Below are 13,857 nucleotides of genomic sequence, written 5' to 3' on the forward strand. Positions count from 1 at the left end.
GCCGCCTTTTTGTCTGCCTCGGCCGCAATTGGTCGCGCCCGGACAGCGCCACGAAGACTCCCTCCTAATCCGATTCAAGAACTTCGCAAACGGTCCGATTACCTCTTCGGCACAGAGAGATGGCCACTCCGGCCGTCTGCCAGGGCAAGGACGCCCACCACTTTCAGGGAGGAACGGCAATGGCATCGTTCTCAGTCGTCAACAACATCACAGCGGCCTACGCACAGACCAACCTGCAGGCCACACAGCTCGGCTTGCAGAAGGCGCTGAGCCGCCTGTCGAGCGGCTTCCGCATCAACCAGTCGGGTGATGACGCGGCCGGCCTCGCCGTGGCGAACGGCTACCGCAACAGCTCCGCGATCCTGAGCCAAGGCATCCGGAACGCCAACGATGGCATGTCCGACCTGCAAATCAAGGACGGCGCGCTCGGTAACATCTCGAACTTGCTCGATCGGCTTGCCACGCTGGCGACCCAGGCCTCGTCCGGCAAGGCGGGCCTCAGCCTGGCCAACCTGAACTCGGAGTTCGACAAGGTCACGGCCGAGATCACCCGCGAAGCCAAAGTGGCGGGCCTCGACACCCAGAGCAGCTTCTCGGTGTTCGTGAGCAACTCGACCTCGGCATCCGATGGCATGGTGGCCGGCACGGTCGCCGCGGTGGACCTGACCTCGCTCGGCATCAACGCCTCGGCCGTCGACACCCAGGCCCACGCCATCGACGCAGTGTCCAAAGTGGCGGCGGCGGTGGCGACGCTTGGCGGGGTCCAGAGCTCGGTCGGGTCGCTCCAGAACAACCTGCAGTTCGCGATCAGCCTGGCGCAGTCCAAGCAGGTGAACACCCAGGCCGCCGAGAGCCGGATCCGTGACGCCAACGTGGCGGAGGAAGCGGCCAACATGACCCGGTTCAGTATCCTGTCGCAGAGCGGCATCGCGGCCCTCGCCCAGGCGAACCAGTCGACCTCGTCGGTCCTGGCGCTGTTGCGGTAAGACATCCCTCATGGAGGGCGTGGTCGGCCTTGGTGCCCCCCACGCCCTCTTTCGGTTTTTTTGCCGACCTTATGATTGGCCCAAATTTCGCATACGCACAAGCGGCCGTCGACTCGGGGCGTGGCTTGGCGCCCCCTTCGGTCGCGGCCCTTTTGGCGCGTCATCGGCTCTGTATCAAGGCCGACACGCGCGCATACGACGGTCGCCCGATCATGCGACTGGTCGATATTTCGACAGGTGAGCCGGTCTGCCGACTCCCACAGGTCGTTATCGAGTCGCTCGGGCGAATGGCTGCACGCCGGAGATCCCGACGCGCCGCCTGAGGAAAGGGTCCCATGAGTTCGCCCATCACCTTCAGCGGCTTCAACAACATCGACTTCAATTCCGTTCTGAACCTGCTCATGGCTCAGGCGCAACTGCCCCGGACGACGCTGGCGGCCCAGCAAACGGACTTGCGGTCGAAATCGAGCGCCTTCGCTGCCCTGGCCACCAAGCTCAGCGCCCTTTCATCCATCAGCAATGATCTGACCGATCCGGCCGTCACCAGCGGCCGCACGGCTTCTTCCACCGATGAGTCCGTGGTGACCGCCTCCGCCGCGAGCGGGGCGGTCCCCGGCCTCTACGATGTCGTCGTCAATGAATTGGCTCACGCCCAGGTCACCTTGGCGACCAGCCGCCAAACCGATGTCAACACGACGGTTGTGGCCGACGGCGGCACGCTCAATATCGGCAGCGGCACGGTGGACCTGGCCGGCAAGAGCCTGACGCTCCAGGGTCTGGCCGATGCGATCAATGCGACCGCAGACACGGGTATGACCGCCTCAATTGTGTCTCCGACGACCGGCACTTACGCGCTGATGCTCACCGGAAACGACACCGGAACGGCAAACGCCTTCACCATCACCAATTCGCTCACGCTCGGGTCGGGCGCGTCGCTTATCGCGTTCACCGACACCAACAACGACGGCATCAGCGGCGATAGCACGGCCGACAACGCCATGCAGGCGACCGACGCCGACGTGCTGGTCAACAACGTGCCGATCAGGAGCGCCACCAACACGATTGACGGGGCGGCGCCCGGCACGACGTTGACCCTGCTCAGCAAGACCGCGCCGGGACAAAGCGAGACCGTCAGCGTCTCCAAGACCACCGACACGACGCTTGCCCAGGTCCAGAAGTTCGTGGATTCCTATAACGGGCTGGTGACCTTCATCCAGCAGCAAGGCACGGGCACGGACGGAATCGGCCGTGATCCGCTGCTCCGGATGATGTGGTCCGAGCTCCGGGGGACGATCAACTCGAGTTACACGGCAGGCGGGGCGCAATCGAGTCTGGCCGTGATCGGCGTCGGTTTCGACCAGACCGGCAAGCTCACGCTGGATTCATCGGCCTTGAGCGATGCGCTTGCGGCCGGCGAAACCGACGTGCGTCACCTGTTTGGCGGCGACGGAACCAACGCGGGGGTGTTCAGCTCGCTCCGGGACACGCTCGACAACTACGCGAGCTCGGGCGGGCTCATCGCGAGCACCACGGATCGGCTCCATCTGCAGGTGTCGAACATGGACACCCAGCTCGCGGACATGGATACGCGACTCGCGGTCCAGAAGACGTCTCTCCAGCAGCAGTTCACGGCGGCCGACTCGCTCATGTCCCAGCTGAACAGTTCGGCGGGATCGCTCTCCAGTCTCGGCTCGCAGTACAAGTTGTTCTAGGGAATCATCAGCATGTTGTCTGCAGCAGCGCGGGCCGCGGCCCAATACCAGCGAACGGCAGTTGAGTGCGGTACGCCCCTCGAGCTTGTTGTCAGGCTGTACGACGGGGCGATTGCCAACATCGCAAGGGCGCGCGATGGCGCCTCGGGCGGCGACCTGCACGCGCGAAAAGATGGCCTGTCGAAGGCGATGGCGATTGTCAGCCAGTTGCAGAGTTCGCTCGACATGACGGCCGGTGGAGAAATCTCGACGTCGCTGGACGCGCTCTATACGTACCTCATCGGACGCATGGTGGACGCCAACACGAAGAAGGACGCCACCGCCCTCGACGAAGTGCACCGCCTGCTGTCCACACTGCGGGACGGATGGCAGCAGATCGCCAACGCGCTGCCCGGAACACGGGCCCAAGCGTGAGCGACGAGCACCTGCGGCAGCACCTCGCCCTCTATGGTCCTGGACTCGAGGCCGAGGTGGCGCTGTTGCATCAACTCCAGCGTCTCGCCTTGGCCCAGCGGGATGCGCTCGACGGCCAGGCCACTGATCTGCTCTCCAGGATTGCGCAGGAGCGCGATCGGATCATGGCCGCCCTGGTAACCATCGAAGAGAATCTTCGAACCACCCGGCAGGAACTGGCGGCCAATCGAGAAGCTGTCGCCGGGATGGACGGCTTCGCCGAGATTGCGCAACTTCATCGAACAGCGGCCGACCTGGTCGCCACCATCGTCCACTCTGACCAGGACACACAGCAGGCACTTCAGGAAGCCGAGGTCGCACGACGCTTCGCGGCCGACACGCTGAATGTGGCTGGCTCGACGCTGGCGGCCTATCGGCGCGTCGTCGCGCCTCCGGTAACAGGAGTCGGCCTGGTCGATCGCCGCGGCTGAACCTATCTGAGCCAGCCGATGCGCTGGAAGCCGCCAAACACGCGATCATACAGGTCGGTGAAACTCGGCTTGGTGGTATCGCCCAGGTACCCGCGGGTCGGCCTTCGCGGCCGGGGCATCCTTCTTCGCGTCCTTCCCGTCCTTGTTCGACTTCTCGTCGCTGGCGGGTTTCTTGACGTCCGAATCGGATGGAGTGGTTGCCACGACGTGGGTCGCCGACACCGTGAAGGTGCCCTGATGAACCTGCCGCGTCGCCTGGTCACTGGTCTGGGCCGAGAGACGGGCCTGCAGAACGAGCAGCGTGCACGCCCCGGTGATTATCAAGAAGACTGCCTGCATGAAACGCGCGTTGATGGTTCTGACCGTACAAATCTCCCCGCCGCGTCAGCAATGACGCCAGACACCCACATCAACCGGCAAATGGCGGCGATAAGTGAGGAGAGGGGAAACAGATGGTCCCGCGCGGAGGCGGCAAGTCACACGGCGAGACGACGTCCTGCTGACGGTCCATAGTTGATCCGGACCAGACCAGCTCTCCGCGCGGAGGCAAAGGCAGAGCACTCGACGAATCCCTGCCTGGCATAGAGCGTCCTGGCCGGTGCGTTCCCTTCGTCGACCATCAGCGTGATCGAGGAGTACCCGGCCTGCCCAGCCGCGGCGAATGCCTGGCTGAGCAACGTGCGGCCGACACCCTGGCGCGCGTTCTGGGGCCCGACCACCACTTGCGCGATGTGCGCCGTGCCGGGAGAGAGCGCAGTGGTCAGCACCGCTCCCAGCAACCGGCCACTCGACGGGTCATCAGCGACAAACGAGGCCTCGGGCAGAAACCGGCCGCACGACTGCCGTTCGATGAGTTGCCTCAGGTACCGCACCCACTCGTCAAGACGACCATGCGGCGCAAAACACACGGCGCCAGGCGCACCGTCGTAGGCGCTGGCGAGCAAACGTACGGCTCCGAGCATGTCCGCGCTGCGGTACGGCCGCATACGCAGGCCAGCCGCCCCTGGACGTCGGTCGAAGGTATCTGCGCCCAGTGGAAGCGTGAGGTAGAGCGAGCGGCGCACCGAGAATCTGCGCCGGCGCAGCGCGCTCAGCAATGATGCCGGCGCGGGGTAGACAAAGCAGCTGATGGATGATGCCAGGCTGGCTTCAGGCGATCCGAGTACGCCGTCGAGCAATTCGCGCACGTCGATCGCGCGGTCGGCGGAGAGCGCGCCGATCTGGAGCTCTCCTTCGAACAGCACGTAGTAGGTCCACCCGCGGACCTCGCCCGTCTGGTCGCGCAGAATCCAGCCCAGCACATCGCCCCGCTGCCGGCCAGCTTCGACAATCGCCCATGACGTGCATGTATCCCACGCGAGTTCACGCTGCCATCGCCGCTGCTCGTCTTCGTACAGACCCGCGACCAGCGTGCTGTTTGCGTCGCGCCAGTCATCGAGCGTCATGCGGGGCGCCTTATCCCTCTGCCGTCGCCGCCCGCTGGCGGAGATGGCTCGCAAGCGCGCCTGCCGGCGCTTGGCTGTGCGAGGCCTCGAGGTTTTCTGCGCGAATCAGGTCGTAGATCTCCGCTCGATTGACCGGGACGTGTGGCGGCGCGGTGATGCCGATGCGGACGCCATCGCGGCCGATTCTCAGCACCCGGACTTCGATGCCCTCGCCGATGATGATCGCTTCGTTGCGTTTGCGTGTGACGACGAGCACGGCGTTAGTCGCTCACCAGCGGATACCGCATCGGGTACAGGCTGTCGTGCGGCATCACCTGGTAACCGACCATCCGCGTCGGATTGATGACGATCGGCGCCCGCAGATTCGCGGTGGCCTCTCCGTTCTCCTTGAGCGACACCAGCACGAGCCACAGCAACGGCGCGTCGTTGGTCACCTGGAATCGTTCGCGGTCGGCGGGACTGAGCTTGCAGCGGTACTCGGGAAACACGAGACGCGGGTTGATCACGAGAAATGATGCAGGCGGGCCGTCAACCGCATGCAGACACTGGAACGGCGCGATCGACGGCGATGCCATCAGCACGAAGTGCCGACACTGCTCGAAGGCAGGGAGGCCAACCGGGAACGCCACGAGGCTGCGCCGATCGGTATCGAAGACGCCGAAGCGGGTATCGACCCGCATCACCGCCTCGTCGTCACATGGAGGGTCCAACACCTGCGTGTTCATGGCGGAAGTGCTCATTTGAGATAGTCCAGCAATGTCGGCTGCGTTGCGCTGGCGGTGGCCTTCAAAGCTGCCTGGTACGCGACACTCGCGCGGTTCATCTCGGTGGCAGCTGTCGCGAGATCCGCGTCTTCGAGCGTCGACAATCGCGTCTGCGCACTCAAGTGGCGCACGATGAGTTGCTGCTGGCATAAGGTGACCTGGTCCATCTCGTTGCCCACTCTCGTCTGCGCCGCCGTCAAGCGCGAGAACGCAGAATCCAGTGCGGTGGCTCCGTTCTGCATCGCCGTGTCATCGCCCGCCCGAACGGCCGTGGCCAGATCAGTGAGGACCTGAATCAGGTCTTTGCTGTCGGCTCCCTTGAGAATCTGGTCGCTCGAAAACCCGACCTGCACGGCGGTCTGTCGATCGATGTCCACGTTCACGGTGCCGCTGCCGCCCTGATAGGCGGAGACGGTGCCGTTGGTCTCGGTATAGGGGGCGACCGTCGGGTTATTGCCGGAAAACAAGTACGCGCCCTGGAACCTGGTGTTCATCAGCGACACGATCGAGGCGCGGATGCTCTCGAGTTGGCTGGCCGCAGCCTCGCGCTGCACCGACGTGGCGGTGGACGTACGGGCAGAGAGCACTGCCGACTGCGCCGATGTCGCCTGGTTGATCAATGTGGATAAGGCGCTATCCACGACCGACAGGCGCGACGACACCGAATCGGCCGTCGCCTGGTACTGGTCGGTGGCGGCCATCTGCGAGTGTTCCGAGACGGCGGCCTGCGCCGCCGTCGGATCGTCGCTCGCCGCGTTGAGCCGGCGTCCGGTCGCCACTTGAAGTTGGGCGGTCGCCATCTGGGACGACGCGACAGAGATCGCCTGCAACAGGTCCGCCAGATTGGTGTTGAAGGTCACGCGCATATCGTCCTCGTCGGATGGGCCAGTGCGCTATTAGCTCACCATCGTGAACAACGTCGCAATGGTGTCGTTGATGGCCCTGAAGAACTGGGCGTTGGCTTCGTACGCCCGCTGGTACTTGAGCATCATCATCGATTCTTCGTCGAGCGAGACACCCGACGCCGCGTCGGCAAGCGACTGCACCTGCGTGACGATCGCCTGGCGGCTGGCTTGGTCTTCGCGGGCCGTCTGGGTATCGCTCCCGACCCGGTAGGTCAGCTGTCCCCACGCGTCGCTGAAGGTCGAGCGCCCGCCGTCCATCACCGTGGCATCGCGAAGGTTCGCGATGTCGCGGGCCGCCTGGTTGTCGCCAGGCGCCTGCACACCCGCCGCAGCAACCAGGCTCGAATCGGCGACAATCGCAGGATTGACCGCAATCGACGCGGCCGCTCCAGCGGCCGGATCGGTGGTGAAGAAGGCCGTACCGGCGTTCCCGTTGCCATCAAACCCGGCCGAATGGATAGCGTTGACCGAGGCGGCAAACTGGGACGCCAATGTGTTGAGACGATTCTGATAGTCGGGAATGAACTGATCCCGGACCTGGAGATTCCCTGCCAGTTCGCCGCCGGTCACCTCCGAGGTGATTGACTGGCCGCCGCTGACCACATCGACGAAACTCAAGGGCGGCTGCTGCGTCGCCTCGAGACTGACGCTCTCGGCACCGACGACCAGCGGGCGCCCGTTGCCCACCGTCAAGTCGATCCCGCCATCAGCGCGTGCGATCGCATTGACATCCACCAACTGAGTCAGGCGATCGAGCGCGACCTTCTCCTGGTCTTGAAGCGTCAGCGATTGGGTGTTGTCTGCCGGCACCTGACCCAACTGGCCATTCAACGTCGCAATCTTCGCGGTCAGGATGTTGATCTCATCGACGTTGCCGCGCACCTTCGTATCCGCGTCGCGCTGCGCCGTCGACAACCGGTCGGCCATGTCCCGAAACGCCGCCGCCAGGTTCTGCCCGGCGATTACGAAGCCCTGCCGGGCCGTCGACGCGGTGGGATCCGCCGAGAGACGCGAGGCTGAATCGAAGAAGGCGCTCAACTGCGCATCGATCGACTGGCCGGGAAGGCCAATCGCGGTCTGGACGACACTGAGGGAGTCGGCAATCGCTCCTTCGCGCGCTTCGCTTGGTTTCTCCATCTGGAGGCGGCGTTCGAGCAACCGATCGCGCGTGCTACGTACGCCGGCGATCAGGACGCCCGCCCCCGCTGTCATGGGATCCGGCGCTGCGTTCGCCGTCAGGACCACCTGGCGTTTCGCATACCCGGGCGTGTTGACGTTGGCGATGTTCTGCCCCGTCACGTCGAGTCCGTAACTCTGGGCATCGAGCGCTCGCGAGGTGGCGCCGAGTGTTCCAAACAGTCCAGACACTAGCCCTTCGCCTCCAATGCGTGCACGCCCGCGGCGGCACGGGATTCCCCGCGCCGGCCGTAGGTCTGGCCGACCCCCTGGGACGCCAGAGAAAGACGCGTCAGATCGGCTAGCGTCGCCCCGAGACGGGAGCACCTGACCAGCGCGGCCCTGGCCGCAAGCAGTTCGCGAGCGGTCGCGGCACGTGCCGCCGGGTCTACCTCGGTCCGCTGGCTGGAGGCCGCCAGCGTCGACGCCATCTCGCCTTCGCAGGCGAGCAAGGTGTCAAGGTTGACGTTGGTCAGCGCATCGGCCAGCCGTTCGAGGGTCGCCCGGAGGCCAAGCGCGACGGGATGGGGTCCCGTGTCGCGTTCCGCAGTGGTCTGCATGGCTGTTCAGACCGGGGTCGCCGGTCCCTTTCTCGGGCGAGAGGGCGGACAGCCACGCGGCACGAACCAACCCCGAGGGAGGGGTCGGCACATGCCGGCTGCACGCGCCCCAATCTGGCGGGAGGCGTCAGGATTCGAGCAGGTGATCGATCAGCCGATCGGCCAACCGCTCAGCGTCGTTCCCAATCTCGCCCGCCGACAACTTCGCCCGCATCTGTTCGACCAGGTCCTGCCGGATATTCGGAGCGGCTTCCGCTGCAAGGCGTGCAGCATCGGCCAGCGCCGCGTCTTCGGAGACCTGAACCCGGTCGGTTACCTGGGCTGCGGGCCCTTGCTGGGCGTCTTTTGCCCGGCCGGTGCCCACGCGCCCCGTTTGCGGGGTGGCGACGGATTCAAGATTTGGGCTAGTGCCCTCGATTTTCATCGTCGGCTCCTGTTGTGGAGGGCGGGCTTACACGTCCTCCGACAGGGAAATCGGCATCGCTGCCCAATAACTTTAATCCGTCGAACCCCGACCCGCCCAGCGCCATGACCCCCGTTGGGTCAACGCGCTGTCCATCCCGAATCACTTCGAAGTGCAGGTGCGGCCCCGTGGCCCGCCCGCTTTGACCAACCCGGCCGATTTCCTGACCCTGCCCGACCCGATCGCCGACCGCCACGTTGACGGCCGACAGGTGCGCGTATCGTGTCTGGAGCCCTGTTTCATGCTCGATCACAACCTGTGTCCCGTAGGCTCCCTGCTCTCCCGCTGCCACAACACGCCCCCCGGCTGCCGCTGGAACGGCCGTCCCGTAGGCCGCCCCAAGGTCGATTCCCCCGTGATACTTCTGGGCGCCCGTGAACGGGTCGGCCCGCCACCCGTACGGTGACGTCATCGCCACACCCTTCCCGATCAACGGCGCGACCGGCTCGTGAGTATGCAAGTACGGAGCCGTAGCCGGTGTCGGTTCGACCGGCGCCGAAGTCCCGATTTCAGCCACGCCTGGCGTGACCGGAACTACCGCCCGCTGGTCCAGCGCCCTGAGCAGGGAGTCGGCAATCCCGATCCCCCCCGCACGGCTCAACTGCCGCGCCAGTTCCGTGTTGACGGTGTCGGTCATGGTGTCGGCCGACAGCCCCTTCTCGCCATCCTCTTCGTCGAGCATGGTCTGCCGCATCTGTCGCAACATCTGCAGCATCATGATCGACTCGAACTCCTGGGCCAGCTCAGTCACCTTCTGGCGCTCGATCGCCGCGCGCTCCGGGTTGACCGGATTCGTGCCTGGCGGAAGCGATGAGATGTTGAGTGGGAGGTCCATCGGTCGTGTCGGTCTTTCCGTTAGATGATGATCAGTTCGGCTCTAAGCGCGCCTGCCGCCTTCAGCGCCTGCATGATGGCGATAATGTCGCGTGGTGTGGCACCGAGCGCGTTCAGCGCGCGCACCACATCGTGCAGCGTAGCGCCTTCCTCGAGCGCCACGAGCTGTCCCGTGCCTTCCTTGACGTCGACCGACGTCTGCGGCACAACCGTCGTCTCGCCCTTCTGTGACATCGGCGGCGGCTGCGACACTTCGTTGTGCGTGCTGATCTTCACCGACAGGTTGCCATGCGCCACGGCGGCCGGCCCGAGCGTGACGTGCGCCCCAACGACGACGGTACCAGTCCGCTCGTTGACGACCACCCGGGCGACTTCGTCAACGGTGACGGCAATCGGTTCGAGCCGCGCCATGAAGTCAGAGACCGACGCAAGGCTTGCCGCCGGCACCTTGACGGTGACGTTGGCCGAGTCGACCGCACGGGCGACTGATCCGCCCAGTTCCTTGTTGATGGCTTCGGCAACCCGGGACGCGCTCACAAAGTCGGGGTCGCGCAAGGCGAGCGTGATCTCGCCGCTGGCCGGCAACTGCGCGCGAGACACGGTCTGAACCAGACCGCCACCAGGCACCCGTCCGGCCGTCAGATGATTCACCTGAACACTGTTGCCGCCCGAGCCGCCTCCGAAGCCGCCAAGCGTGAGCTGTCCCTGCGCGAGTGCGTAGGTCGTGCCGTCGGGGCCGCGAAGACCGGTCGGCAGCAGCGTCCCGCCCTGCAGGCTTCGCGCATCACCCACTGACGACACCGTCACATCGAGCCTGTTCCCGTTGCGGACGAATGCCGGCAGTTCGGCCGTGACGATGACCGCGGCGATGTTCTCGATCTTGATCTGACTGCCGGGCACCGACACGCCAAACCGTTCGAGCATGTTGGCCAGCGTCTGCGCCGAGAACAGTGTCTGCCGTCGATCGCCGGTCTTGTTGAGACCGACGACGAGCCCGTACCCGACAAGCGGCGTGGCCTGCACGCCCTGGAGCGTCGCCACGTCCTTCAGGCGCACCGGGCCGGCCGATACCGCCAGCGCCGCAGAAAGCGTCAGCAGAGTCCCCAGCAGTAGTGCGATCACAATCTGTCGAGCCATATCAGTCCCGCACGTGTTGATCGTCAGAAGACTTTGTTGAGCAGCCGGACCAGCCAGCCCGGTTTCAGGCTGTCTTTGATCAGGCCGTTCCCGAAGTAGCGAATCCGCAGTTGTCCGACGCGGGCCGACGACACCGAATTGTCGGGCGCCAGGTCGACCCGCCGCACGACGCCGGTCAGCACGATGACTTGGCGATCGCCGTTGATGTCGATTTCGCGTGCCCCTTCGAGCACCAGGTCGCCGTTGGGCAGCACTTCGACGACGCGCGCGGTCATGATGGCCGTCAGCGCGCCGGTGCGCGAGGTCGTGCCGCTGCCCTTGAAGTCGGAGCTCGACGAGGGTGACGCCAGGTTGGTTGGATCGATGAAGCTCGGCAGTTTCGTCTCGAGTCCGAAGAACTTCCCGAGCGAGGCCGAGTTGGAGCCCTTCTTGGCCAGGTTCGTATCGGCCGACCCCGACGCCGTGATGTTCTCCACGACCTGGATCGTCACCAGGTCGTTGACGTCGCGCGCGCGGAAGTCGGAGCCCAGATTGGCCATCCACCTGAACGACGTCTTCTCGTCAGAGGACATCTGGCGAGCCGCCTGGAGATAGCGCGGAAAGAGGACGTCATACGCGGCCTCCTTCCCAGTGGCCTGCGGTTGCTGCGCGCCGGCCATGCCGCCGGCGAGCGCGATGAACAGGCCACAGATGGGAACCCAATCGTGTCGTCGGTTAGATCTCATGAACGATGACCACCTCTCCGGCGCCGGTAATCGTGCCGGTCAGTGACTTTCGGCTGTCCGGGTTGATGAGCTTGATGCGATCGTTGCGCTGTCCGCTCTGTTGGGCGATGGCGCGGCCGCTCACTTCGACGCGGCCGACAATCGCGCGTGTGCGGACCATCTCGCCGCTGCGCACCAGCGGCTGGACCCTCAGCATCGTGGCCGTGACGACTTCGCCCTGCTGAAGATCGCGGGCCGCATGGGTGCCAACCGCATCTGCCAGGATGGGCAGCGGCCCGAGCAGCACGGCGCCGAGGTCGTCATCTATTTCCACCAGGTCCTCTGCCAGAAGTTCGCTGCCCCGCGTGATCACACGCCCGACCTCGAGATGCGGCGCCGCCGCGTGAACCTCGGCGAGGGCGTAGCCGACAGAAGCCACCAGGTCGCCCCCTCTTTGCGCCGCCGCCGACCGCAGCGTGAATCGGATGAGGCGGCCGAGGCGGGATCCAGGTTCGGGAATCGCGACGAGGTCAGCGGCCGGGCCGCGCACGATCTTCACCTTGTCGAGCCTGACCTCCGCATCGGTTCCCAGCCGTGCCTGCACCGCCTTGATGATGGCGTGGCGCACCGCGGGATCGTCGGCCGCCGCGCTCTGCGCGACGACTGGCCGTGCCGACATCAGGAGCGCCACAGCCATGGCGACGCTACCGAGCCATGGCATTGGTTTGCTGGAGCATCTCATCGGCGGCTTTTACCACCTTCGAGTTGGCCTCGTACGCCCGCTGTCCGAGGATCATGTTGACCATTTCCTCAACGACGCTCACGTTGGATTCCTCGAGGAACCCCTGCGCAATCGTGCCGACCCCGTCGGCGCCCGGCACGCCGGTCGTCGCTTCGCCTGACGCCGTCGCGACCGTGAAGATATTGCCGCCCATCGCGTTGAGACCGGCCGGATTCTGGAACGACGCGATCTCGATGGTGCCAATCTGCTGAACCGCAGACTGGCCTGCGATGGCGACCGAGACGACGCCGGTCGCTGCGATCGTGATGGATGTCGCATTCGGGGGAATCGTGATCCCGGGCTCGAGCTTGTAGCCCTCCGAGGTCACCAGTGCCCCTTCGGCACTGAGGTGAAACGACCCGGTCCGCGTGTAGCCCACGCCACCATCGGGCAATGACACCTGGAAAAAGCCCCGGCCCTGCAGCGCGAGGTCGAGCGGGTTGCTGGTCGACCGCAGATTGCCGGTACTGAAGTCGCGCGTGGTGGCAACCGTTCGCGTGCCGAGGCCGATCTCGAGGCCGATCGGCGCGTCGGAACTGGTCGATGTCGGGCTGCCGGACGCCTTGACCTGCTGGTACACGAGGTCGGCGAACTCCATCCGGGTCTTCTTGAACCCGGCGGTGTTCACGTTGGCGAGATTGTTGGCGACGGTATCGATGTTGGCCTGCTGGGCCGCCATCCCGCTCGCCGCAGTATAGAGCGCACGAATCATAGGTCTGGCTCTCCTGATTACGGCAATGAAGTGTGCAAGAAGCGGTCCGATGCGGGCTCGGCCGTCAGCGGCGGCCGAGTTCCGTGATGGCCCGGGCGTCGATGTCGTTCATGAGTACCACGATGCCCCGTTGGAGCGCGTCGAAACTGCGGGACGTGCCGATCAGTTGCGCCATCCTCTCTGTCGGCAAGACGTTAGACTGCTCGAGCATGCCTGATCGGATCCGGCTGTCTGGGGCGGTGGCTGGTGTGAGACTGTCGAGCGCCCGAAATCGGACGCCGTTCTCACGGACCAACTGGCTCATATCGCTGAAAACAGTGACGCTGGGCCGGCCTACCGTCGTTTTACCGACACGGATAGTGCCATCCGCGCCGAAATCCAACTGTCCAGGGGGCAGGCGCAGCGGGCCGCCGTCACCAAGCAGCGGGTCGCCGTCCGGCGTGGTGATCGTGCCGTCGGCCGCGCGGGTAAAGTGGCCGCTGCGCGTGTAGCGAACACCGGCGGGCGTCTGGATCGAGAAGAACCCGCTCCCCTCTATCGCGAGATCCAGGTCACGACCCGTCGCCACCACCGCGCCTTCGCGGAAATCGACCTTGGGCTGAGCCGACATGACATCGACGGCAGAGGCGAGCGTGTCCCCGAACGACTCGCGCTCGGCCACCACCGTCGTGGCCCGGTCGCCCTTGTAGCCTGCCGTGCCGGAGTTCGCGATATCCTCGGCGATCCGGTCCAGCCGTTCCATCCGTGTGCGCATGCCGCTCAATGCCGCGTAGATGCCGCCTGGCATAGCTTGC

18 protein-coding genes are annotated in these 13,857 nt (G+C 65.2%); 4 read left to right on the forward strand and 14 right to left on the reverse strand.

The window, feature by feature from the left end; translation table 11 throughout:
- Positions 1 to 179 precede the first annotated feature (179 nt).
- The 4 genes from NT151_02095 (at position 180) to NT151_02110 (ending at position 3,582) form a co-directional block, all read left to right on the forward strand.
- The gene (locus tag NT151_02095; GenBank protein MCX6537718.1) at positions 180 to 986 is read left to right on the forward strand and encodes a flagellin; all 807 of its coding nucleotides are present in this window, start codon (positions 180 to 182) and stop codon (positions 984 to 986) included.
- Positions 987 to 1,321: 335 nt separating this feature from the next.
- Positions 1,322 to 2,698 carry a flagellar filament capping protein FliD gene (fliD, locus tag NT151_02100; GenBank protein MCX6537719.1) on the forward strand — a complete coding sequence of 459 codons (1,377 nt, stop codon included), beginning with the start codon at positions 1,322 to 1,324 and terminating at the stop codon, positions 2,696 to 2,698.
- 12 nt (positions 2,699 to 2,710) lie between these two features.
- On the forward strand, positions 2,711 to 3,112 hold the full coding sequence (gene fliS, locus NT151_02105) for a flagellar export chaperone FliS (protein ID MCX6537720.1): 402 nt from the start codon (positions 2,711 to 2,713) through the stop codon (positions 3,110 to 3,112).
- Positions 3,109 to 3,582: a hypothetical protein gene (locus tag NT151_02110; GenBank protein MCX6537721.1), complete on the forward strand. Its 474-nt coding sequence runs from the start codon at positions 3,109 to 3,111 to the stop codon at positions 3,580 to 3,582. Before fliS ends, NT151_02110 begins: the two co-directional genes overlap by 4 nt.
- Positions 3,583 to 3,627: 45 nt before the next feature.
- Here the strand turns inward: NT151_02110 and NT151_02115 are convergent, their stop codons facing one another.
- The 14 genes from NT151_02115 to NT151_02180 all read right to left on the reverse strand — a co-directional run bounded on the left by NT151_02115 (position 3,628) and on the right by NT151_02180 (position 13,850).
- Positions 3,628 to 3,921, reverse strand: coding sequence for a hypothetical protein (locus NT151_02115; protein ID MCX6537722.1), 294 nt, complete (start codon positions 3,919 to 3,921; stop codon positions 3,628 to 3,630).
- Between the two features lie 137 nt (positions 3,922 to 4,058).
- The gene (locus tag NT151_02120; protein MCX6537723.1) at positions 4,059 to 5,027 is read right to left on the reverse strand and encodes a GNAT family N-acetyltransferase; all 969 of its coding nucleotides are present in this window, start codon (positions 5,025 to 5,027) and stop codon (positions 4,059 to 4,061) included.
- Positions 5,028 to 5,037: 10 nt separating this feature from the next.
- A complete protein-coding gene (gene csrA, locus NT151_02125) occupies positions 5,038 to 5,283 on the reverse strand; it encodes a carbon storage regulator CsrA (protein MCX6537724.1) in 246 nt (81 codons plus the stop codon).
- Positions 5,284 to 5,287: 4 nt separating this feature from the next.
- Positions 5,288 to 5,767 (reverse strand): flagellar assembly protein FliW, encoded by a 480-nt coding sequence (gene fliW, locus NT151_02130; GenBank protein MCX6537725.1) that lies wholly within the window; start codon positions 5,765 to 5,767, stop codon positions 5,288 to 5,290.
- The gene (locus tag NT151_02135; GenBank protein MCX6537726.1) at positions 5,764 to 6,657 is read right to left on the reverse strand and encodes a flagellin; all 894 of its coding nucleotides are present in this window, start codon (positions 6,655 to 6,657) and stop codon (positions 5,764 to 5,766) included. Before NT151_02135 ends, fliW begins: the two co-directional genes overlap by 4 nt.
- Before the next feature lie 30 nt (positions 6,658 to 6,687).
- Positions 6,688 to 8,064: a flagellar hook-associated protein FlgK gene (gene flgK, locus NT151_02140; GenBank protein ID MCX6537727.1), complete on the reverse strand. Its 1,377-nt coding sequence runs from the start codon at positions 8,062 to 8,064 to the stop codon at positions 6,688 to 6,690.
- Complete coding sequence (locus NT151_02145; protein MCX6537728.1) at positions 8,064 to 8,432, reverse strand: hypothetical protein; 369 nt, start codon at positions 8,430 to 8,432, stop codon at positions 8,064 to 8,066. The genes flgK and NT151_02145 overlap by 1 nt, the downstream gene beginning before the upstream one ends.
- 127 nt (positions 8,433 to 8,559) lie before the next feature.
- A complete protein-coding gene (flgM, locus tag NT151_02150; GenBank protein ID MCX6537729.1) occupies positions 8,560 to 8,856 on the reverse strand; it encodes a flagellar biosynthesis anti-sigma factor FlgM in 297 nt (98 codons plus the stop codon).
- Entirely contained in the window at positions 8,837 to 9,730 is an 894-nt protein-coding gene (locus tag NT151_02155) for a peptidoglycan DD-metalloendopeptidase family protein (GenBank protein ID MCX6537730.1), read from the reverse strand. Before NT151_02155 ends, flgM begins: the two co-directional genes overlap by 20 nt.
- Before the next feature lie 20 nt (positions 9,731 to 9,750).
- The gene (locus NT151_02160; protein ID MCX6537731.1) at positions 9,751 to 10,866 is read right to left on the reverse strand and encodes a flagellar basal body P-ring protein FlgI; all 1,116 of its coding nucleotides are present in this window, start codon (positions 10,864 to 10,866) and stop codon (positions 9,751 to 9,753) included.
- A gap of 23 nt (positions 10,867 to 10,889) precedes the next feature.
- Complete coding sequence (locus tag NT151_02165; GenBank protein ID MCX6537732.1) at positions 10,890 to 11,591, reverse strand: flagellar basal body L-ring protein FlgH; 702 nt, start codon at positions 11,589 to 11,591, stop codon at positions 10,890 to 10,892.
- Positions 11,581 to 12,267: a flagellar basal body P-ring formation chaperone FlgA gene (gene flgA / locus NT151_02170; GenBank protein MCX6537733.1), complete on the reverse strand. Its 687-nt coding sequence runs from the start codon at positions 12,265 to 12,267 to the stop codon at positions 11,581 to 11,583. Before flgA ends, NT151_02165 begins: the two co-directional genes overlap by 11 nt.
- A 7-nt stretch (positions 12,268 to 12,274) precedes the next feature.
- Positions 12,275 to 13,063, reverse strand: a complete 789-nt coding sequence (gene flgG / locus NT151_02175) for a flagellar basal-body rod protein FlgG (GenBank protein MCX6537734.1) — start codon at positions 13,061 to 13,063, stop codon at positions 12,275 to 12,277.
- A gap of 64 nt (positions 13,064 to 13,127) precedes the next feature.
- A complete protein-coding gene (locus tag NT151_02180) occupies positions 13,128 to 13,850 on the reverse strand; it encodes a flagellar hook basal-body protein (protein MCX6537735.1) in 723 nt (240 codons plus the stop codon).
- Positions 13,851 to 13,857 lie beyond the last annotated feature (7 nt).

The organism is Acidobacteriota bacterium (genome assembly GCA_026393675.1).
Classification (GTDB): domain Bacteria; phylum Acidobacteriota; class Vicinamibacteria; order Vicinamibacterales; family JAKQTR01; genus JBAXOX01.